Origin of the sequence: Segetibacter aerophilus (assembly GCF_007991655.1) — a bacterium.
Taxonomy (GTDB): domain Bacteria; phylum Bacteroidota; class Bacteroidia; order Chitinophagales; family Chitinophagaceae; genus Segetibacter; species Segetibacter aerophilus.
The window spans coordinates 129,642-155,697 of record NZ_BJYT01000006.1 but is presented as its reverse complement, the minus strand read 5'-3'; the positions used below and the strand labels follow the sequence as shown (position 1 = coordinate 155,697).

The window sequence follows — 26,056 nt, the reverse complement described above, 5'->3', positions numbered from 1 at the left end:
TTTACAACAGCTATGAAGCTTAAAGGTGCCTTTTGGAGTATTAACGGATTTTTTAATCCTGCAATTCGAATTTGTAACCAACGCCTTTTACTGTTGTTATACAATCTATCCCAAGCTTCTGTCTTATTTTTCTTATGTGTACATCTATCGTACGGTCTCCCACAATTACCTCTGCGCCCCAAACCTGGCTTAAGATTTCATTTCTTAAAAACACACGGCCGGGTTTTGATGCAAGCAAGTAAAGCAGTTCAAATTCTTTCTTTGCAAGCACTACGTCTTTACCATCTATAATTACCATAAACTTTTCAGGGTCGATGATCATGTTTCCAAGGCGGAGCGTTTTACCTTCTTCTTCTTTGTGTATTCTTCTTAAGATAGCATTTACCCGACTTGTCAAAACTTTCGGGCTAATAGGTTTATTGACATAATCGTCAGCACCTGTTTCAAGGCCTTTGATTTGCGAAGACTCGTCACTTAACGCTGTAAGGAAGATGATGAGCGTATTGTTATATTCCGGTTTTGACCTCAAAATTCTACAAACCTCTACCCCGTTCATTTTAGGCATCATGATGTCGAGGATAACGAGGTCGGGTTTAAAAGAGGCAGTTTTTTCTAGCGCTTCGGTTCCGTTTTTAGCAGTTAAGATTTGGTATCCTTCTTTTATCAAGTTGTAGGAAATGATCTCAAGAATATCCGGTTCATCATCAACTATCAAAACCTTTTTTAAGTTGGCCTCCATTAACAAATTGTTTACACAAAAGTAATTTTAAGGTAACCTGCAGCAGTACTATAGGCATTATATAATTGTTAACTCATTTTTTTATAAACAAGAAAACACCTCATCAAATGCTAGAAAGAATTCCTTCAGTTCAAGCCTTTGGGTGCGCCTTTTTATATACGTCTTTGAGTTTTTCTATAGTATTGTGAGTGTAGATTTGGGTTGCAGCAAGGCTGCTATGTCCTAGCAATTCTTTGACTGCATTTAGGTCAGCCCCGTTATTTGTCAAATGGGTTGCAAACGTATGGCGCAATACGTGGGGACTTTTCTTTTGCAGAGTTGTAACCAATGAGAGATTTGCCTTCACGACATTGTACACGTATTTTGGGTAAAGCGGCTTTCCTTTCTCATTTACAAAAAGGTTCGAAAAAGTCAGGTTTGAAAAATGGCTGCTCTTATCATTAATGTAATTTGCGAGCTGATTTGCCAGCTCTTTTGAAACCGGTATAATCCGTTCTTTGTTACCCTTTCCTAAAACTTTCACCTGGCCATTGGCCACATCGAGTTGACTTTCTTTAATACCAATTAATTCGCTCAATCGCATCCCGGTCCCATAAAACAACTCCAATAACAATTTATCTGTTTGGCCTTTCCAGGTATCCGGAAACTCAACGTACTGCTGTAGGGTATCCATATCGCTTTCGGAAACAAAGGAAGGAAGCCGTTTGCCAACTTTCGGAGAAATGATAGTCGTCATTGGGCTTTGCTTTACCTCGCCCACTTTCATCTGGTACTTAAAAAAAGACTTTAGAGAGGATATTTTACGATTTAGACTTTTAGGAGTGATGTTCTCATTTCGCATTTCAGCAAGCCATGATCGCACAAAACCTGGTGTAATCGCCGTTAGAGAAGGACTATCGTATTGGCTAGCCAGAAACGCAAAAAACTGGTCGAGGTCAGTTTGATAAGAGATGATGGTATGCTGAGAATATCGCTTCTCGAACTGCAGGTATTGTATAAAAGATTGGACGTGTGGATAGAAAGATTGGGACATAAAAAAACTGATAGCCTAAAGTTATTACTTTACAACTACCAGTTTAAATATGTTTAAGAAAACTGAAATTAACTTTCAAATTCGCCGTTAGCCATTTGCTGACGGTAGATTGCTTTCAACACCTGCGTTCTGCGTTCAACAGAAGGTTTAGTGAAAGACTGACGGGCTCTTAATTGCAATAAAGTCTTTGATTTCTCAAATTTCTTTTTATATTTTTTAAGCGCTTTGTCAATGTTTTCGCAATCTTTTGAATCAATAATGAGCATAGTAGATACCTCCTTTGGTAAATTTTTGGATGGCAAAGATAGGATAAGTGTTTAAAATTCCAAATATCTGAAGATTTTTTAAAAAGAGCGGTAATTTGCAGGCATGTTTACAGGAATTATTGAAGCATTTGGTATTGTTCATTCAATTGAAAAACAAGGTACTAACACCACTTTCTGGATTTCATCACCCATTTCAAATGAGTTAAAAATTGATCAAAGCGTATCTCATAATGGCGTGTGCCTTACTGTAGAAGAAGTCCTTGAGGGACGCCATCGTGTAACTGCTATAGAAGAAACGCTAAAAAAAACGAACCTTTTTGAATGGCAGGAGGGCATTTTGGTGAACCTGGAACGCTGCATGACTTTCAACGGAAGAATTGATGGGCATATCGTGCAAGGTCATGTTGACACAACCGCAACTTGCATTGAAAAAAAAGATGTCGACGGAAGTTGGGAATTTCAGTTTCAGTTTCCCACAGAGTTTGCATCGCTGGTTATTGAGAAAGGATCTATTAGCTTAAACGGCATTAGCCTTACTGTTTTTAATGTAGGTGGAGATACGTTTTCAGTGGCGATCATACCTTATACTTATACCCACACTAACATACAACAGGTTAAAGAAGGAAGTACAGTAAACATCGAGTTTGATATGATTGGAAAATATTTAAACAGGATGTTAGCACTACAGAAATAATATGAATAAACCTGCTCCTTCTGTTGCTATTGCCATTCTTAATTGGAACGGGAAAAAATTTCTTGAATCATTACTGCCCGAGCTTCAACAACTAACTTATCCGAATTATACTGTGTATGTTATTGACAATAAAAGCAGCGATAATTCGGTTGCCTACATTCAGTCCTCCTACCCTGCTATAAAAGTAATTGAACTTGACGGCAACAATGGTTTTGCCGGAGGCTACAATAAAGGTTTAAGTCTTTTAAATGAGGATTATTACTTAATGATAAATTCCGACGTGGAAGTTTCCCCCTCGTTTATTGAACCCCTAGTCAGCATGATGGAAAGCGATACAACCATCGCAAGCAGTCAACCTAAATTGCTTTCATTAAAAGATCATACGCTACTTGAACATGGAGGTGCCGCTGGCGGTATGATTGACTTTCTTGGCTACCCTTTGTGTCGTGGACGAATTTTCGACGCCTCGGAGACTGACCGCGGACAATACGACCAGGAAACAGAAATCTTTTGGGCGAGCGGTGCATGCTGCTTAGTTAGAAGAGAGGCGTATTGGAAAGTAAAAGGGATGTATAATTTCTTTTTTATGCATTCAGAGGAAATTGATATGTGCTGGCGTTTTATCTCCGAAGGTTATAAGGTTAAGTATTGCCCAGACTCCTATATATATCACCTCGGTGGTGGCACGCTTTCGCACCAATCTCCGCGTAAAACGTACCTCAATTTCAGAAACAACATTATTATGTGTTTTCGAAATTCTCCCTGGTACGTTAATCTTTGGTTGATACCTACGAGACTCGTTTTAGATCTTGCCGCCGCGTTGCGCTTTTTAATGAACGATTGGAATAATTGTAAGGCAGTATTGCTGGCTTACAAAGACTTTATCAAATGGCTGATTTTTGAAAAGGATAAGTTTCCTGCTAAAAAGAAAGCGTTATGGTCGATCCCTTTCGTGCTCAAAACCTCCGTGGCCTGGCAATATTATATTAATAACATAAAGGAGTTTAGCAAGCTAAAAAAGCATGAGCTATAGCAAAATGCCTTTGTATACATTTGATTTTCATTTTGATACAAGCATTTGTTTTTCGTTGAGTCATCGTTGCGACGCATTTCGTTCATCGGCATATCTTTAAGCAACTTTTTTTCAATTTTTGATTACTGAAAGAATACCTCGCATTTCCTCTATAAAGCCAGCAACTTTTGAATAAACAAAGGACTTCGCAACTGAGCAAGCTTCAACCTTACCTGCTTTTGCTAGTCATTCTTTTATTGGCGTATTTGCCTTTAAGCACCTTTCATTTCGGGATGAAGAATGATGCCTTCAGCGATAACTTCCCAAATAAATTTTTCTTCACCCAGTCGCTTCGTTCTGTCTCCCTGCCTTTATGGAATCCCTATTTAAATTTCGGTTTCCCCGTTTATGCTGATCCCGGTTTTGCATTTTGGAGCCCAATTACCTGGTTTTTTGGAGCCATTATCGGGTATAACGCTTATACGCTCACTGTAGAGGTGCTCTTATACATTTATATGGCAGGCATTACCATGTATCACTTAGGGAGGTATCTAAAGTTCACCCCAACTATATCCATTACAATAGCGACTATGTATATGTGTTCAGGCTTTTTTACCGGCGAGCTACAACATATAAACTTCCTCACAGGTGCTGCTTTTCTACCATTTTTACTTCAACGATTTTTAGCCCTTTTTCAGAATCAGGCTATAAAAAATGCATTCCTTTTAGCCATCGCCGACTACATGGTTTTCGCCGGCGGTCATCCTGCTATACCCATTGGAAGCGTTTATTTTCTATTTACGTTGTCTGTTTCTTTTCTTATTCTTAATCCAACTCTTAGGCAAAATTGGAAACGGTTGCTCTTGTATCATGCCATTTCAATTGGAGTATTTGTAGTACTTTACTCTCCGGCTCTTTATAGTTACCTAAGCATTCTACCTGAATACGGGCGAGGCGCAGCTGCTGAGCAATCCACCAAAGGCGCTATGCAAACAGGGTTTTCTTTGTCATCATATCTCTCGCTTCTGTACCCGTTTGCTACTACCAAAAATGCATCTTTTTTCACTGATGACCTTGCAATGCGAAATGCTTATTTCTCTATTGCAGGGTTTGCTTTAGTGCTTACGCAATTAAGAAACAAAAGCTTTATAGTTCGTTCGTTACTTGTTTGCGGCGTTCTTATGTTAGTGCTAAGTACGGGAGGTTATCTAAAAAGGCTGCTCTATTCCAACTTACCTTTCCTAGGCTACATAAGAACGAACGGCGAGTTTAGAGTCTTCACGATAAGCTGTTTCTGTGTGCTGGCTGGGTTTGCCTTTATGGAGATCGAAAGAAAAAGCAAAAGCCAATTGGCCCTGCTAAGAACAGTATTGAAATCGATCCTTGTTGTCGGTATAGTCCTGCTTTGTTTTGTGTTGGTAACGAACCTCGATCATTTCACTAATTATTCAAAAGACACCATAAAAGGTTTAAAGGGTGTTATAGATAGTTTGACTTTCCCGCATGTTCTGCTCGTCAGCTTGATTATAAACTTAACAATTGTAATCGCTTTGTTAGCGATGAAGGGAGACTTAAAAAAGCTGTCTTTTATCATAGTTCTCGATCTAATTCTTAATAGCATTCTTTATCTGCCTTTTTCAGGGGTAGGGGTTGTAACGCTATCAGAAATACAACAGCAATATGACAAAAGCCCTAAAGGGATTGTAATACCACCATTAATAAGTATAAAAGACATCGACACACTGCCGACCAAAACAACTGGTCTAATTGGAAGTTGGGGGTTCTATAACAGGAAGATTGGAATTACCCAATTACAAGACTACCCTTCTTATTTTGTTAATACCGAGGCCTATTTTAATAGCAACTTACCCCATACTATCAATGATTTTCCATATGTTTTTTTGAAAAGTGATATTGATAGTTCTGGTAGCAGTCACTACTACCACGATCAGAACATAAGCGTCACTTCTTTTTCTTCTCAAGAAATTACCGCTAACGTAAATTTAAACCAAAGTGATTCTCTTGTGTTGCTACAGAACCACTATCGTTTTTGGAAAGCAAAAGTTGACAACAAGGAGGTTAAGGTAAACAAGTCGTTTATTACTTTCTTGTCGGTTCCGCTAGTTGAAGGCTCACATACTGTAACCTTTCGTTACGAAGACAATTGGCTATACGTTTTTACGGGCATCAGCCTCGTAAGCTTTATGGTGATTTTCATCTCTATTTATATTTTTAAGAAAAGAGGACGCAACGTGTTAGAATATGATTAACAAAAAGCCTGGTTGAAATAAATCATTTCGTTTCCTCAATATAGTTTCTCACAATAATCTTGTTTGTATCGATGTTATGATTAAGCCAATTTATGCCCCTTTTAAAGCCTAATCTAAAAACCGGTAAGCGATTAATAGTAACATTCAAAGTATCGATATATAAAGTATCTGAAGTGGCTTTAAAATGCTGCTGAATCTTCTGTTCTGTATTTTGAGCATATGTAGAAGCTTCAAAATAGTGATGTGATGCAGTATACTTTCCGAGCAACCAATATCCTGTAACCAATATTAAAATTACCGATACCGGCCTTCTTAAATTTTTTGAGTGATAAAAGACGGAGACAGCAGCAATGCTTATTCCCGCAACAAAAAATATAGACGGCAAATAAAGATATCGGCCGGATTCGAATGAGTTTACAGCAAGTCCAAGGGAAATCACCGGAGCAATCAACAATAAAATACTTCCACCAAAAAAAGCAATTGCTACTGTGTTTAAAGCCATCCGTCTGAAAAGAAAAATTAATGAACCAACCGCAGCAAGCAATATAACAACCGCACAAATGAATACATTTTTATTAGCTGGATTTAATACAAGTCTAGAAAGAATACGGAAAGCATTTGCCAGTAACGTTGACCAATTAAAGGCCAACAGGTTGCTTCCTTCGTAGTCTCCAACTACTTCAGTCGTAATTAACTTTCTTACGATCACGTACACTACATCGACCCCAGACAAAACGGAAGCATACACAATCATTCCTTTTCTTTTTACTTTTTGCTTCTCTAAAAAAGCAACTCCTAACAGAGCTATGGGTAATAACACACTTTGTTCATAAGTAAAGAGAGCCGCTGCAAACAAAAAAGCGCCAGCTATATAAATCGGCCACCGATACCTTTCAATAAAAAACAGGCGGAAAGTCATCATAAGGAAAATTGCTGAAAGAACCGGTGTTCTTCCCAGGATCCAGGCTAAGGACTCGGACGATTGGGGGTAAGCTAAAAACAGCACGACTGCTAATAAAGACGCGTGTACTGCTTGCCGTTTCTCAATTTTCAACCATCGTAGCTGCATTAAAAGACAGAGGTCATAAAGTTGCAGGCAGACAACAAAATGGAGTAATAAAGCGCTAACATGATACCCATATGAATGCCTTCCCCAAAGAAACAAATCAAGCCTAACCAACAATTCGTGCACGGGACGAACAGAGTTTGTCTGAAATAAATGCCCTTGATCTGTTAGTGGAATATGCAGCAAATCGTCATTTAGAAAATACAAATTTCCTGGCCAGAAGAATAGTATGTTTATTCCTGCAAGTAGTACAATACAAACAAGCAAGGTTTTACTTTTCATGATTTAAATATAGAAACGATAAATCAATGAAAAATAATACGAAGGTTAGGACAGGGTGAAAATGAATGAATGTTAAACCGACTTTCCTTTCATTGCAGAACTTACGGCCATATCCATTACTCGTTCTGCGTACGGCCGGCTGATATCGTTCAGTTCTTCAACTTTTCTGTGCATTAGATCTTTGTCTTCCATTGTTAGTGCAAGTTGTAGCGCTTGCATCGCTTCAGCTGTAGCGATCAATTCTTGTTGCGTTAGCAGCGAAGCATTCTTCCCTATAAATTTTTCGGTTGTTTCAAGCAGTTGTTCGCCTTCAGTCCGCGCTTCGACTAATGCCCGTTTTGCTATATCATCTTTTGCGTTGGTAATACTGTCGAGCAACATTTTTTCTACGTCCTCATCACTCAAACCATATTGAGGTTTTACCTCTATACTTTGCTCAATTCCGCTACGGAGTTCTTTTGCTTTTACCACTAAAATTCCATCAGCATTTATTAAGAAGGAAACTTCAACTTTTGGTAACCCTGCCGGCATAGCAGGTATACCTGATAGATTGAACTCTGCCAGTTTGCGATTGTCTTGTACCAAGTCTCTTTCACCTTGAAAAACACTTATTCGCATTCCGCTTTGGCCATCTTTATGGGTGGTGTATTGTCGGCCTACTTTGGTTGGAATTTTAGAATTTCTAGGAATTAAAACGTCCATCAAACCCCCCATTGTTTCAATACCGAGGCTAAGCGGAGTTATGTCGAGTAGTAAGAATTCTTTGTTATTTCCTGCCAGAATATCTGCCTGGATGGCTGCACCCAAAGCAACTACTTCATCGGGATTGACTGAATCATTAACGGGTCGTCCAAAGAAAGCGCTTACAGCCTTAATCACTGCCGGTACCCTTGTACTGCCGCCAACCATAACCACGCTTTCGATTTCGCTCGTTGAAATGTTCGCGTCAGCTATCGCATTTTTACAGCTTTTGATTGTTCTTTCAATTAATGGAGCTATTAGTGTTTCAAACTCCATTCTTGAAATTTTCAATAAGTCACCATTTACTTCAGCTTCAAAGCTATCTGTGCTACTTAATTGTTTTTTGGCTTCCTCAGCTTTTAATCTTAGGGTCTGAGACAATTCTTTATTGCCAAAAAGCTCCACCTCTGAAAGTCCGGATTGTGCCATCCAATGCTGTACAACAACCCTGTCAAAATCATCGCCACCGAGGTAAGTATCGCCGTTTGTGCTCAGTACTTCAAAAATGCCATTGGTAATTTGGAGAATGGAAATATCAAAAGTTCCACCGCCTAAGTCGTACACTGCGATCGTTTTGATTTCTTCTTTTCCCAGGCCCAATCCGTATGCAAGGCTTGCTGCTGTAGGTTCGTTAATGATGCGAAGTACATCAAGTCCTGCAAGTTTACCTGCATCTCGGGTTGCTTGTCGTTGCGCATCGTTAAAATAAGCGGGAACGGTTATAACGGCTTTCGTGACCGGGGTTTTCAAGATATGTTCAGCACGTTGCTTTAGTTCTTTTAAGATGAAAGATGATAAATCTATTGGTGAATAAAACTTATCTCCCACCTGCACTTTTACCAGGCTTTCGGTATTGTCGTCAATAACTTTATAGGTAAAAAATGATGCGTTATCCTTGATGTCGTTGTAGCTTTTGCCCATCAAACGCTTCGCACTAAAAACGGTGTTGTGCGGCTCTGTTACCAGGAATTGTTTCGCCCCCTCTCCCACCGTTACATTGCCAGCATCATCAAAGTGAACAATACTCGGAACAAGGCTGCTTGAGTTATGCTCTTTTAAGGCGATTGGCTGTTTAGTTTCAGGATGGATAATGGCAACAAGGCTGTTGGTTGTTCCCAGGTCTATACCCACAATCATCTCTTCTTTTTGCAAACTTCCGGTAGCTATGTTGATTCCTATTTTGGCCATTTTTCTGCTATTTCTGCAAATGTAGCATAAGAAATTACAAGAGGTTTTTGATTTGGGGAATTGTGGTAAGCCAGATTATCTTAATTATCAAAGGGAGGTATACTACCGATTGAACCAGTTTTCGATTTGAATTTTTTCTAATCGCTGAAAGTCCGTTGTGTTATCTGTAACCAAGATCAGTTTGTTTTCTATTGCGGTAACTCCAATCAATAAATCAAATTCATCATTTATTGGCGTGCCAAGTCGTCGTAACCTCACCTTTTCTTTTGCATATAAGTTTATACAACTGTAGATAGGTATTATTGAAATACCTGCGAGGAAATTATCGACTGCCTCATGGGATTTAAAGGGGTGATTGCTGTTCTCTGCACCAAAGCGAAGTTCAACGACAGTAATTTCAGAAATGAAACAATTTTCTCTTCCTTTTTCTCTAATCACCCGATCAAGATCAAGTTTGCCACGAAGGAAAAAAATGCAAATATTTGTGTCTAGAAGATATTGCATTAGAGCTCTATATCCTTGTTTCTAAACTTTCTTGTTTCTTTAATTTCTTTGATAATCTCTTCTGCAGATTTTTCCGACGAAAAACCACCAAAGGAGTTATAGAATGCCTTTTCTTTCTTTTTGTCTTCTTCTACCGATTTTGAAAGTCTCTCGATTAGTTCAAGCTTGCTGTTTGCATTCAAGCCTTCGAGCAATTTTGTGTACGTCTCAATAATATGGTTTTCGGTGTAGGTCATTGTAATTACATATAGAGCTAAAGTTAAAAAAGTAATTCAACAACTCCGTCCCCTGTTCGTTTTGATAACAAAACTGATTGAGGAATTTAGGAAAGCTTGCTGTAAAAGGTTCAAACTCTCGTCTCCCACCAACCTGATTATGCTTCGACCACTCTTGTCTTACTTAGCTGGTCGTGCAAGGGACGATCGAAAATGATGATGAAAAACATGTCGATAAAGGTTAACCGCAAAAGTGATCTTAGGAGGACCTGGTAAAACGCCGGCCTCTCTCCTTTTAGGTTTCTCACTCTTGTAATAGAGAGCCATTTGCCTGGTGAACGACCGGCAAACGCTTCAAAGAGGGTGTAGTAAATAAAAACCATCGGATAGAAAAACAGGTAGAAAGGATAAAACTTATGCTGCCAGTAGTACACGTAGAAATTGTTCCATTTGTACAATCCATACGCTATTAAAGCAATGAGAATGGTATCTACAGAGAAATTTATAACACGACTGCCTATTCCTACTTCGTTCATAACGCAAATTTACCCAAAAACAACATGAGCATTTGCAATGAATTTCTAGCCCGGTGCGTCTTCTACTGGCGTACAAGAGTGCGACGCAACAATGCCTTATAGACTTTCATACGCTGGTTACAAAAAGCTACCTCATTAAATACATTTTACCATAGCCCTTATTGAAATACTTATCAGTATCTATTTTATCGCCGTTAGCATCTGTCGTATTAAACTTGTCGAGTGATGCACCGTTTAAGTTAGTTATGACGCGGTACAGGTAAATGCCGTTTGCGAGCTTTTGTCCATACTGGTCAGTGCCATCCCACTTGTAGTCAGTAATGTTTCTGCCTATATGCAGGTTTCCCAATTCCTGCCTTGTAATCTCCTTAACTATTTTGCCCGTTATCGTCATGATTTGGATCCTGATGTTTTGAGGAATATCACTTCCGGTAACCGTGAACACAAAGGCCGTAGAAGTCGTAAAGGGATTTGGATAGTTGAACATATTAGAGATCATCGGCTTGGTATACACCTGGAACCTTACGCTATATTCGATCGTTCCTGTAGCATTACCACTTTTGTCTTTCGCCTTTACATGCAACTCGTAAAAGTCTCCTTCGCTATCCTGCAAAAAGGCCGGAGAAAACTCAATAGTAGCCTCGTTTTTACCGCTTGCCAAGTCCGCGGGAACAAACCTAAGCGTATCGGTACCAAAGGCAAAACGTTGCAGTCTTCCATTGCTGCCTGGGTAGCGTACAAAAACGGTTGTCAGCGATGTATCATCTAGTGCGAGGAACTTCGACTCATCCTTGAGCTTGACTACAATTTTTGGTTTGGCAGAAACAATGTCACCATTTAGGATATGCACGCCGTCGAACGTTACATCCATTACTGGATTATAAGTATCAGCTTTTACAAAGAAGTTTTTATACAAAACGTTATTGTAATGATATTGCTCGGGCTGCCCGGGTGTTGGGTTAACATCAACAAAGAGGGTGTTGTTACCAAGTAACGATTTTGTATCGATGGAATAACTTACGCTTGTGGTATCCCCCGGCTGTAAGCTTTTTCGTCTTGGAACGGGAACAACATTCGCGACGTTATTCTTATCGTAAACGATCATGTTCACTTTCAGACTATCAGAAAATACTCCATCGCTCACATTTTTGAAAGCTATAGAGAAATTCAGTTTTTCACCCACTTCCAACGTGTCTTTTCCACGATAAACAATATTAGGAGCAAGGGCGCCTTCAGGAACAGGATCATAGTACAATCGCCAGTAGCGCAATTGGTAAGGCGTTAATGCAGCAGTATCAAGATCCTGGTTAGGCATGCCTAAACGGATGTAAGGATATTGAACGGCACTCACATTAGTCAAAGCAAAATCCTGCTGGTTAGGCTGCAAAGTGTATAAAGTATCTTCTCTACCTGTAGAGGTAATGCCAATCACTTTTACAGAATATACGTCGCGTGGTGCAGCTTCAACACTGGCGCCTCTCCATTTTACCTCTTTCCATGTTTTGGCAGGGCCAAAGGCAGGAGAACTAATATATCCCGCAGTTGCCGGTGTGTTAATGGTGGCGTTTAAAGTCACTCTTTCAAGTGCGCTGCTCATTTTAGAGACAGGCGTGAAAGAAGTATTATTTTTTCTATAGGCGAAAACCCAAGTGCGTGCGTAGGTGTACGCGTCAATATCTGAGAAGCCCGCGCTTTTTAACCTGTTGTACAAAGTGTTTCCTTCGCCGTATACGGCAGCATCATTCTTCCAGACGTCTACGTAAGGGTTTTGATCATAAGGACCATCGAGGTTAAGACGCATAGCGACATAATAACCGGAAGGTATCCAATCGATAAAATCTCTCATCTTTCTTCTGGAGGCAGTGTCCATGTAAGAAAATTCAAAATTAAACTCACGAAGATTCTTACCACAATTCGCAGCACTGCCCATGAAGCCACCCGATAATACTCCAGCTGTAGTAGATGGAACTGCCTGGTTGTATAGAGGTTTGAGTGTTATTGGATCAAAAACAAAAAATACGATAGAATGACCGAGACATGCACTCTGTGCTCTTATGATGCCATTAATGGCAAAACTAAAGTGATTGTCTTCGTCGCCACTTACGGGGAAGACAGAGTTGACAATCGTTAAGGTATTGGGCTTCGAGGTGAACTGCCACTTCCTCGAAGCGCTGTCGATAGCTATATCTGTTGTAGTTGATTTTTTGTGTTGGAAGAAATGAGACTGGTTGAAGCCTACATTACTACCACTGATATAAGTAAATGAGGCTGTATTCCAGCGGACGGCAGTTGAAGAAGCCGGTGCGACGCGCCAGTAATAAGTGGTACTATCCGTAAATGAAAATCCGGGATCAAATTCTATCAATCCACCTTTTGATGCTACACTGCGACTTACCTTAAATGACGAGTTGAAATTTTCGGTCGTATCAATTTCCATCAAATATTGTCGGCTATCTACCACCGGGTTTGCCGTGCTCGCTGCCAGTTCTAGACTAGCCTTATTTACGATAGAAAAATTGTAAGGATAAACGGGTGTGAGCTCATCTTCGAAAATAGTAAAGGTGTTGGTAGCAGTATTATTTGTTTCGCTTAGTTCGGAATATGCATTTTCAGGATCGATAGTAACAATGATCTTATTCTCACCCTTATCGCGAGTGGCGACAATGGGAACTTCAAGAGAGATTGAGTCATTATAACGAACTGATTTTATACGTCTATTATAAATCAAAGTATCAGTTCCGTTAGGGTAGCGATGCTTGATTTGAACCATTACAGAATCGCCTGTCGCTTTACCTATATTATACAACTGAACTTTTACGGTAAACTTTGTGTCAGCGACAGAAACGATATTAGGCACCGTCTGCACCATCGGATCTTCCACATCAAAGTCAGGCTTTGGAAAACTATTAATTTTTATGGCCGGGTCACCATGAAGTGTATTTTCTTCAGAGTGCAATCTTCCTCCAAGGCTTTCTGTTCCGAAATAACTGTTAACTGCGTTAATAGCTTCATTGATATTAAAAGTGATGCTCTTTCCGTAACCAGTTGTAGCTATCGATTTGTATAAATACCTGTTGTAATAGTCAAGGTAGGTATCTATACCAAAATGCGTACTTGCTATGAAACCAATTGCACCCTTATTCGGTGCCAGCACAAATTTCTCTGATAAAGTTCCTAAGAAAGAAAACCTGGATGTATCAAAAGAGAACAAGTCGCCGGCATTACAACCACTTACAAGGAACATTGGATATTTCCCTGTGTTGTTATAAGCTGCTGGATCATCGAGGTTATAGTCTAATGAAGAAGCCGAAGAGTGACCGAAATAAGAGAGAATGCTGATGCCTTGTTGGAATAAACTACTCATTAAGCTATTAACAATGGGCGTAACAGGACCAGTGGAGGCTTTGTTGAAATTAGTAACTTTTGCACCAAACAACGTGTCTTCCACAATGGTCTGGTAGTTCTTCATATAACTCGAAAGGCTTTGATCTAAGCTGGCATCGTTAGCACCTACTACATGCACAATGTTTTTCATCCACGCTTTATTGTCGAACGTCTGCGTCGTGTTTTGCTGCGCCTGCTCGTATTGCTTTACCTTATCTAAATACTCCGCCAATTCTTTTGGAGATAAAATAGACAAGCGACTGATGAAAGTACTCATCACGGGGTCAAGGCTGTTTGAAGCAAGTAAAATGTCTGAAGCGGGATAGCCAAAAGTTGGAATCAAATTCAACCTGTCTGCATTTCGATTGCTTTCATTTTCACGATAGTCAGAATAGGTTAAACCCTTTCCAACCAGGAAAGCAAATTTTGGCGCAACTGAAAAAGTGTTCCTGGCGTATCGAAGAAAGTTCTTTATTCCAAGCGGATTCTTCTTTATACCGTAACCGAACTGATCCGTCAACTGGTCGATATCATAAATCTTACCATTGTAACCACCGCCCACAGCAGAACTTCTATAAGCTCTATACAATTCCACCTGGTTAGCGCCAGAAAAGGGTACCTGCAAAGAAGGATGGGTAATAATCATGAAATCTCCCTGGTTAGCGGGAGCATGATAATCAATAAATGTTCTTTGTTGTAACGTGCCGACTGATTTTGCATTCCCGGCGTTTTGTGCTACCAAAGTAAGGTTGGCCGCTGTAGCAGATGGAAGAACAAGAAACTTAAGCACTCCCACAGTAGAGACATCGGCAACGTACCTGCGAAGATTAGTTAAATCATATAAAACTGGAACAGAACCACCGGCGTTGAAGTTGGTGATTTCGATATATTTTGGAGCGGCTGACGCAGGCAGAGAAAAAGCAAAAGTTGATTGATTGCTAAAATTGAACAATCTGGGATAGGTTAACTCAAAAAAACTGGAAACAATCCGGTCGTTTACATTGGAGCTTTTATTGGTGATTTTGAAGGAAGCGGTATTTGAGGCTATCACCGCTAGAGGCACAGCAGGGTTGCTACTAATTCGCGAAGCGAAGACGCTGATGGTAGTATCGATAATAGAAGTATTGTTTAAGTCCACTCTGAAGTCGCGGTTGTTGGGCGCACTTCCCGCCATGGCAACGCTGAAACTAGCTGCTGGCCCGGCAGTAGCAACCTGCAGATCGTTAAAGTTAACAGCCGCAGGAGAAGCAGGGTAAATATCAAACGAAGACCACATCTCGCCAGCGTCATAAGTACTTGAATACACATACTCGCTGCCAGCGACCAATGCCTGGCCTCTATGTATTCTGTCTTTAAAACTATGTCGCAGCGAATACATGAAATAAGGCTCAGCGGCTCTTGTATTTCCTGTAAGATTATTGTCAGTGGGAGAAAACCTGAGATTATTACCGGTTGTGTTTACGGTTAAAAAGAAAGCAGCCGTATCTGTTAGTAAACTTTCTCTATTCGATAATTGGTTGTTGGGATTCCTATACAGATCGCGATCTGTAACGCCATCATTTCTTTCACCCCAAAACTCGATATAACCTCCGCTTCCCAAAGCACCTGCTGATGTGCTCGTGTACAAAGGCACCTGCTTACCATTTCTCCAAAGTTGAAAGTTTTGTGCCCCTTCACTAGCGAGCCCTATAGCAGTTAAATCGTTTACAGAAATCCTATATAAACCGGTAGAGCCGACCTTGAATTTATAATACGTTTTATTGTAATCAATCCATTCGTTGTAGTAAGATTGGCCAATAGCAACACCTGCGAATAGTAATGATAGAATAAAGACAAAAACCTTTTTCATGCTTTTCAAATTATATGTAGTACCTGCTACCACGCCTATTTCTTGTTTTTTGTGAGATCTACCCGCAGCGAAAAAATATGGGTATATAGGGGATTTGACTGATTAGCCAGGTTTGTAAAAGCGTAATCAATCATTACATTGTTTATCTTAAAACCCGCACCTACACTTGGCTGGTACACCCAAACTTTATTCTGGTTAAGCGTATCTGCGTCAGCAAGTGCTTTCTGAAAATTGGAGATACCTGCCCTAAAAAAGACGGTTTCGTTATAAGAAGCTTCCAAGCCAATCCTCGGGTCTACGTTGATAGCTTTATTACTTATTACCGTATTTCTTTGTCCATCGAAAGTAAGATCGAGGTTAGCCTCGGCAGTCAAACTAAATTTCTCGCTGAAAGGAAAAAGTCGCGCAGCTCCAAGAATTAGCCTCGGAGCAGTAAGTTCAGTAGACTTTACGGGGATGTCGTTGTTTGTAAGATATAAGACCTCTTTTTCTCTTTCATTAAAAGAAAAAGACCATGCATTAAAAGTTGTTGTAAGGTCGCGAACTGTGGCGCCCAAACTCCAGTTATTTTTCTGGTAACGTGCACCGGCGTCGATTCCAAAACCCCATGCTGTGGCAAAACTGCCCACCTTTCTGTGTATGATTTTTACATTTCCGCCAAAGCTCAATTTCTCATCATCGTTGTCTATCACACTTTGTGCGTAGGACAAGAGAAAGGCGTAATCGGCCGAAGAAAAAGTTTTGATGTTATTGTAGTTGACTGAACCATCCGGTTCTACAAGAAATAGAGTATTGGGAATGTCATCAACTGCAAAGCGCAATAACGATAACCCTACTACCCTTTTCTCGTCGCGGAGAGGAATTGCGAGGCTGGCGTAGTCGTATTTTCCAATTCCGGCAAAATATTCTGCATGCATTAAGTGCAAAGAAGGAACTTCTTTCACGCCTACTAATCCGGCGGGGTTCCAATATCCTGCCGTTCCATCTTTTACCGATGCTACCTGGGCACCGCCCATTGCAAGACCCCGGGCTCCGGCTCCGATGTTTAGAAATTCATTAGAATATTTTCTAAATTGTCCCGATGCATTCACACACGCCATTATCGCAAGGACAAAGGCACCTAGTTCTTTCAATTTCATGAAGAAAAATTACAAAATCAACAATAATTAAAGTAAAAATCAGGGAATAATGTCAGTTTTTAAAAATTAATGAGATCTATTGTAAAAGAATGAACGCTTTAATTTGGTAACTATTGTCTTTGTCGGTGTCGACCTCGCCGCTCTCTTTTCAGAGCCATCTTATAAATGAACTTTTTTTAATACGGGCAGTAGGTTTTTCATAGCATCATCGTTGCGTCGCAATCACTTCAACTGCATAACAATGTGGTACTTCTTCCTACAACCCACTCCGCTGCATACCATTACTTAAAATCATAGCCGGACAACCACTGCTTGAGACACGTTTAAAAACACTTTTGCTGCTTATTTGATAAAATGGTTTGAGCTGTCTCTTGCTTTACTTCTTATATCACACGCACCTCCAAATCGCGTCCAAAAACCACTTCTTTGTATCATAGAAATGATGAATAGGTTCAAAGCCTGTTTGTTTTGCTAGTTCGTCAGTTTGCTGCACAGTATATTTTTGTGAGATCTCCATAAATATTGACTCTCCCTCCGAAAAATCAAAGAGGTTTTCTGCGACGCTTACCTGTTGTTCTACTTTGCTGACAATATAACTTTTGGTTGCCCCTGTAGCGGGGTCGTAGGTGGGATAGTGATAGAAATTATCGAGGTTGAAATTTCCTTGTAACTCGTTATTGATTCTTCGTAGTAAGTTTAGATTGAAGTCTCGGGTAAATCCGCAACTATCGTTATAAGCATCTAAAATTGTTTTTGGATCTTTTTTTAAATCAAAGCCGATTAAGACAAGATCGCCCGGTTTCAAATGTTGTCTTAACAATGTAACAAAGTCACCTGCTTTTTCCAACGGAACATTGCCAATATTGCTACCTAGAAAAAGAACCACTTTGATTTTATCAGATAATGTCTTTGCCTTTTCAAGCATTTTAAAATATTCCCCGTTCAAACCCTGCAGCTTTAATGTGGGAAGTTTTTTAGGAAGTTCATTCTGCAACAGGTCAATTACGTTAGCAGAAATATCAACGGGAAAATAGGTAAAGGTTACTTTATTATCGAGAAGCCCTTTTAGTAGATGGACCGATTTCGTAGCATCACCGGCACCTAATTCAACGATATCAAATTCTTTATTCTGCCCCGTAAGTACTGTAACCAGTTCGCTTGTTTTTTGCGTGAAAATTTCCATTTCACATTTTGTAGGATAATACTCTTTTGAGCCCATAATACTTTGGAACAACTTATCGCCGTTCGCATCATAAAAATATTTTGACTGCAAATATTTCTCTTTCGCAGAAAGACCCTTCAAAACATCCTCTAGAAATTGACTCATGTTTGTTATTGTGCTAACCTGATACCGGTGTATTGCCAGCGAAGGTGGGGATGAAAAAAGTTGCGGTAAGTAATACGACTATGGCCGGGTGATGTAACTTCCGAAGCACCACGCAATACCTTTTGATTGACCATAAATTTTCCATTGTACTCACCAATTGCACCGGGAGCTTTTTTGAAACCAGGGTAAGGCAGGTAAGCACTCTCGGTCCACTCCCAACGTTGTCCCCACGTAAATTTGTCTGCTGCTGCTTCCCACTCAAATTCTGTGGGTAAGCGCATGCCTTTCCATGCGGCAAAAGCCGCTGCTTCATAAAAACTTATATGGTTCAGAAGGTCGTGGGGATTTACAGGAGTTAATCCAGTGTAAGTGTAATGATGCCAGGTTCCGTATATTGAGTGCCAGTACATGGGAGCAGAAATGTTGTTGTTCTTCACCCAATCCAATCCCTCTGCATGCCAATGTCTAAAATCAGTATAACCTCCAGCTTCGATAAATTCAATAAATGCTCCATTAGTCACCAGTGTAGTAGCTATTTCAAATTGAGGCAAATACACTTTATGTCTTCCCAATTCATTATCGAAACAAAAGCTCGATCCGTTGAAACCGATTTCATAAATTCCTTCATCGATTGTTATAAAGCTCTCAACTGAACTATGTTCGATTGTTTCAATTGAGGGAGTGTAAGCTGGAAACAAGGGATTATTTCCCAGAATATATTTTATATCAGTTAACAGAAGCTCCTGGTGTTGTTCTTCGTGGTTAAAGCCGAGCTCAAGAAGCTCATTCAACTCGTTTGCGTAATCTGTAGAAAGCAATTGCTCCATTGAGTCGTCTACATACTTCCGGTATTGAAAAATATCTTTTACAGTGGGCCTGCTTAAGTTACCGCGATCAGTCCTGATAACTCTCGCACCAACTGTTTCGTAATAACTATTGAATACATAATTGTATTCGGGGTTAAATTCTTTATATCCCTGCAAGTAATTCTTAAGTATGAATGTTTCGAAGAACCAGGTTGTATGACCAATGTGCCACTTAGGTGGACTTACATCTGCAACAGGTTGAACAACGAAATCTTCCGTTTCCAACGGTCTGCAAATGTCTTCCGTTCGTTTTCTGACTATTTTATAACGCTCTAAAAAATCCATTCTTTTAATTATTATCGATAAACATTTTTAAATCGGAAATAGTTCGGATGTGCAATTCATCGGCCTGCTTCTTCCGCATCATTAAGGCATAAGCATTATTAAAACCAATAGGTTTCAACCATTTTATTTTGTATTGGTTGATGAACTCCTTTTGAACATATTCGTACACTTTTTCTTTATTCCCAATAATCTCCTGAACAATATTATTCTTTGGTTGCAGTATAACCAACAAGCCAGTGCCTGTATATTCAGGATACATGTCAATCTGGTTGTTGTTTAAAGCATCAAAACAAATTTTTGTACCACCAAGCCCTGTTTTCGTTTCTACTTGGAGGTCGGTGTTGCCATTTATCAGCATTGAATACATCTGTAACAAAATGTACTGTTCACCAAATATTTTTGAACCTAGCCTTACTATTCCTTTGTTTCCGTTTCGAGGTTTTTTGTATAGATTTTGTCTCATCAGAAATTCCTTCGCAACTTTTTCAGGAGACTCCTTTAAATGATCAACGCGGTAATTAAGATCAGTCATAACAGAGTCTTTAATTCTACCTGATAATAAATTTAGCGCAGGCTCAAGTTCGGGGTACTTTATTAACGCATCCTGTCTCACAATTGGTGCTGCATAGTAAGGCGGGAAGATGGTTTTATCATCGTTTAACACTACAAGGTCGTACGCTTTCAATCTTCCATCCGTGCTATACCCGCTGATCACATCGAGTTGGTTTTCGAAAGCCGCTTTGTACATTATTGCATCGCTTATAACTACCGTTCTTATGTTTAATTTGTATTTATCCTTTAACCCAAGATATCCATCACTTCTTCCCATAAATTCCGGCGTAAAGCCAGCAAGCATCTTGCCTTTTATTGTAGCAGGAAGGAGGTAAAAAGAGGAGAGAACAATCAATATAATCGGGAAAATAATCAAAGAAATGCGGGCATTTCGAATGTTAAGTTGCTGAACGCGCGCAAGCAAAAAATCAAAAAAGATTGCAAGCAAAGCAGCAGGAATTGCACCGGCTAAAATCATGTTGGTGTTGTTTAAAGCAATTCCACCGAAAATGAATTCGCCAAGACCACCGGCAGCGATATAAGCTGCGAGGGTTGCTACACCAACGTTGATGACGGTGGCTGTTCTGATGCCGGCAAGTATAACCGGCATAGCAAGTGGTAACTCAACCTTAAAAAGTATTTGATTAGAAGTCATGCCCATGCCTTTTGCCGCATCGGTTACCGCTGCATTAACCTGGTTAATACCAGTGAATGTGTTACGAATAATTGGAAGAAATGCGTACAGCATCAACGCAACAATTGCAGGTTTAACCCCAATACCTAACAAGGGTATCATAAAGCCAAGTAGGGCAATACTTGGAATGGTTTGAAGTACACCTGCAATGCCCAGCACCGTACCGCTCCATTGCTTTTTCCTGCTGATCCAAATGCCCAAAGGAATTCCGATGATGATGGAAAGGAGCAGGGAAATGAAGGTCAGTCCAATGTGAGCAGCCGTTTGTTGGAGCAACTTATCAGATTGTTGCTGTATAAAACTCCACAGACTTTGTTGCTGCTCATTCATGCAGTAAATGAATTTTTATAAGCTGTGTAAGCAGCCATCAAAGAACCTGTTTCAACTTGTTTGTTTTGATTGTTTACTGTCGTAACAAATCTTTCAGCTCCCAACCCTGTTGCCTGCGATATTGTGTCTATTGCTTCCCACAATGTAGTTTCAGGCGATAGCACCTTTTCGTCTGTTCCTTCAATTGTTTTAGGTAGAAGTTGCCAGATATCCTTTAGTTGGATACTTTCCAATTCCAATTGAAAGCGTTGTTCTTTAAAAAAGGTGGAAACAAAATCATTGGAAGGTTTAAACAATAGTTCTGTAGCTGTACCGATCTGCACAATTTTTCCTTCGTTCATCAGGCAGATGCGATCGCCTAATTCAAAGGCTTCCTGCACGTCATGAGTTACCATAAGAATCGTCTTTCTTTTCAGCTCGTCAAGTGTATTGAACTCTTTTCTTATGCTTGCCCGGGTCACGGGGTCAAGGGCACCTAACGGTTCATCCATCAGTAGAACAGGTGCGTTAGCGGCCAAGGCTCTTGCCAGGCCAACACGTTGCTGTTGCCCTCCACTTAATTGTGCCGGGTAAAGGTTTGCAACTTTTAAGGGGAGTTCTAGTTTTTCCAGTAATTCATTGACGCGACTTGTAGTTTTTTCCTTGGTCCATTTTAGCAAGTTGGGAACGATCGAAATATTTTCTGCAACTGTATAGTGAGGAAACAAACCATGGTGTTGTAGTACATATCCAATTCCTCTTCTAAGTAATTCGGGTGATTGTGTTTTTATATTCTGTCCGTTTATAGTGATGTCTCCTTGCGTTGGCTCAGTCAAACGGTTAATCATTCTGAGGGTGGTTGTTTTTCCGCAACCACTGGTTCCCAAAAGCACGAGCGTTTCACCTTCTTTGATGAAGAAGGAGATATCATCTACTGCTTTGCCATTAGAATATTGTTTGCTTACATTTTGTAATCGGATCATTCCAAAAACTACATGTTTGATTTTCGAGTGAAAAAGTAAGATACATATTTTGAAACTTGGGATACTGTCGCTACTTGGCAGCAAGCGTTCAGCAACAGCTTTCAAATTTAGATCGTCTCTCTAAAAAACATGTATCCATTTTTAGTTTTGCAGAAAAGCCTGTCAAAAAGGTTCAAAGGAAAGGTAGCTAAAAGGGTTCCATTATAACTTACAGTACAAGGGAGGGTCGCAACGATGAAGCTATAAAAAACAACTGCCGGATCAACAGGAAAATAAATTCCGGAAGCATGCAACGTTTATGGTCCTGATATAATCAAAAGTTTCCAGACGTATTTCCGCTAACCAGAGCGCCTTTAAAGAGAATAGTGGAGTAAGTACTTTACGCTCTTAGGATCACACTTTTATTGGTAGTTTAGTCACTAATTTTAACAACACTGAAGCTAAACTGTATATAGCTTTATTTAGTGAAAACTCGTAACTTCTTTTAAATATATCCTGCTTGAAACTACTTCTTTCAATTGCGTTCACAGCTTTAATTCTTTGTAGCAGTTTATATAGCTTTTGCCAAAATTCGAACCTTGAATTTGTAGAGAATAAAGGCCAGTGGGAAAATAATATAAAGTTTAAGGGTTTGATGAATAGTGGAGCTTTTTTTCTACAAGAGAAAGGATTTACTGTCGTTCAACATAATCCCAATGACCTTTCTTTTCTGCAGCACCTAAACCATGGTAATGCGCAATACGAAAAGAGGGTTGCAGCAAAAACGATTGCTCCTGCTCCGGAAAGCAGCGTTGTAGTTCATTCTCATGCATATAACGTGCAATTTATAAATGCAGTAAAACCTCTTATTTCAGGCGATAAACCTCTGACCTCTTATAACAATTATTTTATCGGTAACGATCCTGCAAAATGGAAGGGTAATTGTAGTATTTACCAGGCTATCACTTATCAAAATATTTATCCCGGCATAGACGTGAGGTATTATACAAACGAAGGGCAGTTAAAGTATGACATTGTTGTAAATGCAGGAGCAGACCTGTCTCCTCTGGCTATGAAATACGAAGGTGTAGACGGCCTGGAAGTAAAAAACGAACAACTCATTATAAAGACTTCAGTTGGTAACATGCGCGAACTTGCCCCTTACGCTTACCAGGTAGTTAACGGGCAGAAAAAGACAATTGATTGTAGATTTAAGGTGGCAGGTAATACAGTGAAATTTGCTGTTGGCAATTACTCAGCTACATCAACTTTAGTGATAGATCCCACACTTGTTTTTTCAACCTTTACTGGTAGCACAGCGGATAACTGGGGCTATACTGCAACCTATGGCGCCGATGGTAGCTTTTATGCCGGAGGGATTGTCTTTGGTACAGGGTTTCCTACAAGTCCTGGTGCTTTTCAAACAAGTTATGCTGGTGGAGAAAGTGACTCAGAAGGACTTGGTGGTTTTGATATAGGGATAATGAAATTTTCTCCCGATGGAAGAAATAGAACCTACGCCACTTACATCGGGGGATCGAAAAACGAATATCCTCATAGCTTAGTGGTGGATGGGCAGGACAACCTGGTGATGGCGGGAAGAACGACTTCGGATAATTACCCGGTGAGATCTACCATTTTCGGTACGGGTGGGGGTTATGATATTGTCTTGACTAAATTAAATGCAGCAGGAAATGCCCTGTTAGGTTCAAGAAAAATTGGAGGTTCTCAAATGGACGGGGTTAATATAGGTCCTAAATATTCCGGTGGAAACCAGTTGTCGGTTGAAAGTCTTCGAAGGAATTATGGGGACGACTCGAGGAGCGAAGTAATTCTTGATAATGCCGGGAACATTTTGCTTGCCTCCTGCACCCAGTCTTCTGATTTTAGAACTACTGCCGATGCTTTCCAAAAGTCGTTAGGTGGCAAACAGGATGGGGTATTTATTAAAGCAAGCGCGGATATCAGCAATATTTTGTACAGCAGTTTCATTGGAGGTAGTGAAAATGATGCTGCTTTTGTGCTGGCTATTAATCCATCAAATAACAACATTTATTTGGGAGGTAATACTGTGAGTCAAAATTTGCCGGGGGATAAAGCCGGTATTTTACATGCTACTTTCCAGGGCGGCGAAACGGACGGATTTGTTTCGATTATTACTTCTGGAGGCCAATTGGTAAAAACCAGTTATATGGGTACGCCAGGGAATGATATGTTGTACGGCATCCAGTTCGACAGGTTTTCATTTCCTTATATAATGGGAACTACAACAGGAGACTGGCCGGTTGTAAATGCAGTATTTCGCCAGGCTGGAGGAAAGCAATTTATATCGAAATTAAAACCTGATCTTTCTGGCTATGAGTATTCAACTGTGTTTGGAACTAACAACCCGTTTCCTAATATTTCACCCATAGCCTTTTTGGTTGACCGATGTGAGAATGTGTATGTATCAGGGTGGGGCGGCTCTGTGGACCAGGATGCTAAATATCCAAATGCAGGAACTTCTGGTTTAACTGTTACTTCTGACGCAATACAAAAAGGAACCGACAATAGCGACTTTTACTTTTTCGTGCTAGCAAAAAATGCCACCAGCCAATTATATGGAAGTTTTTTCGGTCAGAATGGGGGCGTGGGCGAACACGTAGATGGCGGCACAAGCAGATTTGATCGAAACGGTGTTATCTACCAGGCGCTTTGCGCTAATTGCAATAAAGGGGTTACGTTTCCAACAACGCCCGGTGTCTGGTCGCCCGACAATGGATCGAATAATTGTAACCTCGCAGCCGTAAAAATTGCTTTTAATCTTGCAGGCGTTACCGGAAGTGTGAGATCCTCTATAAAAGGCGCAGTAAATGATACAACGGGCTGTGTGCCTCTTACTGTTGACTTCTCTGATACGTTAGCACAGGGAAATAGTTATATCTGGAACTTCGGGGATAATACAGGCGATATTGTTACGACGACCCCTAACCTCAGTCATACCTTTACGAGTGTTGGAGATTACCGAATCAGGCTTGTTTCCATTGATAGTTTAAAATGTAATGTTGCTGATACCGCCTATACAAATATCCGGGTAAGGACCTTTAGAGCAAACCTCGATTTCAACTCGACAAAGCTTCAACCCTGCGATTCTTTTAATTATCGATTTACTAATACGTCTTTTGTTTCACCCGCTGCAAGATCTTTTTCATCCAGTTCATTCAAATGGAATTTTGGAGACAATTCTGCTCCTGTTGTTGCAGGCACTAATCCGGTAAATCATAGTTTTCCCGGTGCCGGTAGTTATGTTGTCAAACTCTTTTTGAATGACACAACATTTTGTAATTCTCCGGATTCTATTGAAAAAACAATCAGAATATCAGCCAATGTAAAAGCGAGTTTTAAGACTGGTGCAAGTGGTTGCGCACCTTACAATGCGATCTTTGAAAATACTTCTGCAGGAGGCCAACAATTTAACTGGAATTTTGGGGATGGAACAACATCAACCCTCACAAATCCTCAACATTTATATACAACACCCGGAACTTTTATTGTAAATTTAAGAGTGATTGACTCTGCCACCTGTAACCTACAAGACTCCGCCAGTTTTACTATTACTATTGCAGGAAAGCCTGTTGCTTCATTTACTTTTTCACCCAATCCTCCGCAAGAAAATACCCCTGTTAGGTTCTTTAATAACTCCATTGCGGCCAGCCGATACAAATGGGTTTTTGGCGACTCTGACTCTTTACTTACTTCTTCAACTAATCCGATACAACATATCTACAGCGAGACAAACACCTTTAATACATGTTTGATTGCAATTAATAATGTTGGTTGTGCGGATACTGTTTGCCAACCAATTTCGGCCTTGATTGTTCCGGTACTTGACGTTCCTAATGCCTTTACACCCAACAACGATGGAATCAATGATAAAGTGTTTGTGAGAGGTTTTGGTATTAATAGACTGCTGTGGAAGATCTATAACAGGTGGGGAACAGTTGTTTTTGAATCAATCGACATAACCCAGGGTTGGGATGGTACTTATAAGGGAGCAATGCAACCGAAGGAAGTGTATCACTACATCCTGGATGTTGAATATTCTGACAATACAAAATATCAAAAGAAAGGAGACATCACATTATTGAGATAGAAATAATAGCA

The 26,056-nt window shown here is 40.1% G+C and carries 18 protein-coding genes; 4 read left to right on the top strand and 14 right to left on the bottom strand.

The genetic code is table 11. From position 1 onward, the window contains the following. Positions 1–52: 52 nt before the first annotated feature. The 3 genes from SAE01_RS09455 to rpsU all read right to left on the bottom strand — a co-directional run bounded on the left by SAE01_RS09455 (position 53) and on the right by rpsU (position 2,038). Entirely contained in the window at positions 53–739 is a 687-nt protein-coding gene (locus SAE01_RS09455; RefSeq protein ID WP_147203511.1) for a response regulator transcription factor, read from the bottom strand. 130 nt (positions 740–869) lie between these two features. Further along, positions 870–1,772, bottom strand: coding sequence for a tyrosine recombinase XerC (locus tag SAE01_RS09450; RefSeq protein WP_147203510.1), 903 nt, complete (start codon positions 1,770–1,772; stop codon positions 870–872). A gap of 68 nt (positions 1,773–1,840) precedes the next feature. After that, positions 1,841–2,038, bottom strand: coding sequence for a 30S ribosomal protein S21 (rpsU, locus tag SAE01_RS09445; protein ID WP_147203509.1), 198 nt, complete (start codon positions 2,036–2,038; stop codon positions 1,841–1,843). A gap of 103 nt (positions 2,039–2,141) precedes the next feature. Between rpsU and SAE01_RS09440 the strand changes: the two genes are divergently transcribed. From SAE01_RS09440 to SAE01_RS09430, 3 genes are all read left to right on the top strand, one after another. Next, positions 2,142–2,732 (top strand): riboflavin synthase, encoded by a 591-nt coding sequence (locus SAE01_RS09440; protein WP_147203508.1) that lies wholly within the window; start codon positions 2,142–2,144, stop codon positions 2,730–2,732. A 1-nt stretch (position 2,733) separates the two neighbouring features. Further along, positions 2,734–3,765 carry a glycosyltransferase family 2 protein gene (locus tag SAE01_RS09435; RefSeq protein ID WP_147203507.1) on the top strand — a complete coding sequence of 344 codons (1,032 nt, stop codon included), beginning with the start codon at positions 2,734–2,736 and terminating at the stop codon, positions 3,763–3,765. Positions 3,766–3,932: 167 nt separating this feature from the next. Next, positions 3,933–6,014 carry a YfhO family protein gene (locus SAE01_RS09430; protein WP_147203506.1) on the top strand — a complete coding sequence of 694 codons (2,082 nt, stop codon included), beginning with the start codon at positions 3,933–3,935 and terminating at the stop codon, positions 6,012–6,014. A 22-nt stretch (positions 6,015–6,036) separates the two neighbouring features. Here the strand turns inward: SAE01_RS09430 and SAE01_RS09425 are convergent, their stop codons facing one another. The 11 genes from SAE01_RS09425 to SAE01_RS09375 form a co-directional block, all read right to left on the bottom strand. Further along, positions 6,037–7,362, bottom strand: a complete 1,326-nt coding sequence (locus SAE01_RS09425; protein WP_147203505.1) for a hypothetical protein — start codon at positions 7,360–7,362, stop codon at positions 6,037–6,039. 72 nt (positions 7,363–7,434) lie between these two features. Continuing rightward, complete coding sequence (gene hscA / locus SAE01_RS09420) at positions 7,435–9,291, bottom strand: Fe-S protein assembly chaperone HscA (protein ID WP_147203504.1); 1,857 nt, start codon at positions 9,289–9,291, stop codon at positions 7,435–7,437. Between the two features lie 102 nt (positions 9,292–9,393). After that, entirely contained in the window at positions 9,394–9,795 is a 402-nt protein-coding gene (locus tag SAE01_RS09415) for a type II toxin-antitoxin system VapC family toxin (protein WP_147203503.1), read from the bottom strand. Further along, positions 9,795–10,031 carry a hypothetical protein gene (locus SAE01_RS09410; RefSeq protein ID WP_147203502.1) on the bottom strand — a complete coding sequence of 79 codons (237 nt, stop codon included), beginning with the start codon at positions 10,029–10,031 and terminating at the stop codon, positions 9,795–9,797. The genes SAE01_RS09415 and SAE01_RS09410 overlap by 1 nt, the downstream gene beginning before the upstream one ends. A gap of 137 nt (positions 10,032–10,168) precedes the next feature. Then, positions 10,169–10,546, bottom strand: a complete 378-nt coding sequence (locus SAE01_RS09405) for an RDD family protein (protein WP_147203501.1) — start codon at positions 10,544–10,546, stop codon at positions 10,169–10,171. Positions 10,547–10,673: 127 nt separating this feature from the next. Then, entirely contained in the window at positions 10,674–15,779 is a 5,106-nt protein-coding gene (gene porU2 / locus SAE01_RS09400; RefSeq protein ID WP_147203500.1) for a putative type IX secretion system sortase PorU2, read from the bottom strand. 35 nt (positions 15,780–15,814) lie between these two features. Further along, positions 15,815–16,918, bottom strand: coding sequence for a putative type IX sorting system protein PorV2 (locus tag SAE01_RS09395; RefSeq protein WP_147203499.1), 1,104 nt, complete (start codon positions 16,916–16,918; stop codon positions 15,815–15,817). Positions 16,919–17,306: 388 nt separating this feature from the next. Continuing rightward, positions 17,307–18,245: an L-histidine N(alpha)-methyltransferase gene (locus SAE01_RS09390; RefSeq protein WP_147203498.1), complete on the bottom strand. Its 939-nt coding sequence runs from the start codon at positions 18,243–18,245 to the stop codon at positions 17,307–17,309. 5 nt (positions 18,246–18,250) lie between these two features. Then, positions 18,251–19,396 (bottom strand): ergothioneine biosynthesis protein EgtB, encoded by a 1,146-nt coding sequence (gene egtB / locus SAE01_RS09385; protein ID WP_147203497.1) that lies wholly within the window; start codon positions 19,394–19,396, stop codon positions 18,251–18,253. A 4-nt stretch (positions 19,397–19,400) separates the two neighbouring features. Beyond that, on the bottom strand, positions 19,401–20,972 hold the full coding sequence (locus SAE01_RS09380; RefSeq protein ID WP_147203496.1) for an ABC transporter permease/substrate-binding protein: 1,572 nt from the start codon (positions 20,970–20,972) through the stop codon (positions 19,401–19,403). Then, positions 20,969–21,934: an ABC transporter ATP-binding protein gene (locus SAE01_RS09375; RefSeq protein WP_147203495.1), complete on the bottom strand. Its 966-nt coding sequence runs from the start codon at positions 21,932–21,934 to the stop codon at positions 20,969–20,971. The genes SAE01_RS09380 and SAE01_RS09375 overlap by 4 nt, the downstream gene beginning before the upstream one ends. Positions 21,935–22,433: 499 nt before the next feature. Here SAE01_RS09375 and SAE01_RS09370 point away from each other — a divergent pair, with 499 nt between their 5' ends. Continuing rightward, positions 22,434–26,045: a DUF7948 domain-containing protein gene (locus tag SAE01_RS09370; protein WP_246113195.1), complete on the top strand. Its 3,612-nt coding sequence runs from the start codon at positions 22,434–22,436 to the stop codon at positions 26,043–26,045. Positions 26,046–26,056 lie beyond the last annotated feature (11 nt).

Excerpts from the sequence above, each read along its gene's own strand:
- SAE01_RS09455 (WP_147203511.1), bottom strand. The coding sequence starts at position 739 with ATGGAGGCCAACTTAAAAAAGGTTTTGATAGTTGATGATGAACCGGAT.
- SAE01_RS09450 (WP_147203510.1), bottom strand. The coding sequence starts at position 1,772 with ATGTCCCAATCTTTCTATCCACACGTCCAATCTTTTATACAATACCTG.
- rpsU (WP_147203509.1), bottom strand. The coding sequence starts at position 2,038 with ATGCTCATTATTGATTCAAAAGATTGCGAAAACATTGACAAAGCGCTT.
- SAE01_RS09440 (WP_147203508.1), top strand. The coding sequence starts at position 2,142 with ATGTTTACAGGAATTATTGAAGCATTTGGTATTGTTCATTCAATTGAA.
- SAE01_RS09435 (WP_147203507.1), top strand. The coding sequence starts at position 2,734 with ATGAATAAACCTGCTCCTTCTGTTGCTATTGCCATTCTTAATTGGAAC.
- SAE01_RS09425 (WP_147203505.1), bottom strand. The coding sequence starts at position 7,362 with ATGAAAAGTAAAACCTTGCTTGTTTGTATTGTACTACTTGCAGGAATA.
- hscA (WP_147203504.1), bottom strand. The coding sequence starts at position 9,291 with ATGGCCAAAATAGGAATCAACATAGCTACCGGAAGTTTGCAAAAAGAA.
- SAE01_RS09415 (WP_147203503.1), bottom strand. The coding sequence starts at position 9,795 with ATGCAATATCTTCTAGACACAAATATTTGCATTTTTTTCCTTCGTGGC.
- SAE01_RS09410 (WP_147203502.1), bottom strand. The coding sequence starts at position 10,031 with ATGACCTACACCGAAAACCATATTATTGAGACGTACACAAAATTGCTC.
- SAE01_RS09405 (WP_147203501.1), bottom strand. The coding sequence starts at position 10,546 with ATGAACGAAGTAGGAATAGGCAGTCGTGTTATAAATTTCTCTGTAGAT.
- porU2 (WP_147203500.1), bottom strand. The coding sequence starts at position 15,779 with ATGAAAAAGGTTTTTGTCTTTATTCTATCATTACTATTCGCAGGTGTT.
- SAE01_RS09395 (WP_147203499.1), bottom strand. The coding sequence starts at position 16,918 with ATGAAATTGAAAGAACTAGGTGCCTTTGTCCTTGCGATAATGGCGTGT.
- SAE01_RS09390 (WP_147203498.1), bottom strand. The coding sequence starts at position 18,245 with ATGAGTCAATTTCTAGAGGATGTTTTGAAGGGTCTTTCTGCGAAAGAG.
- egtB (WP_147203497.1), bottom strand. The coding sequence starts at position 19,396 with ATGGATTTTTTAGAGCGTTATAAAATAGTCAGAAAACGAACGGAAGAC.
- SAE01_RS09380 (WP_147203496.1), bottom strand. The coding sequence starts at position 20,972 with ATGAATGAGCAGCAACAAAGTCTGTGGAGTTTTATACAGCAACAATCT.
- SAE01_RS09375 (WP_147203495.1), bottom strand. The coding sequence starts at position 21,934 with ATGATCCGATTACAAAATGTAAGCAAACAATATTCTAATGGCAAAGCA.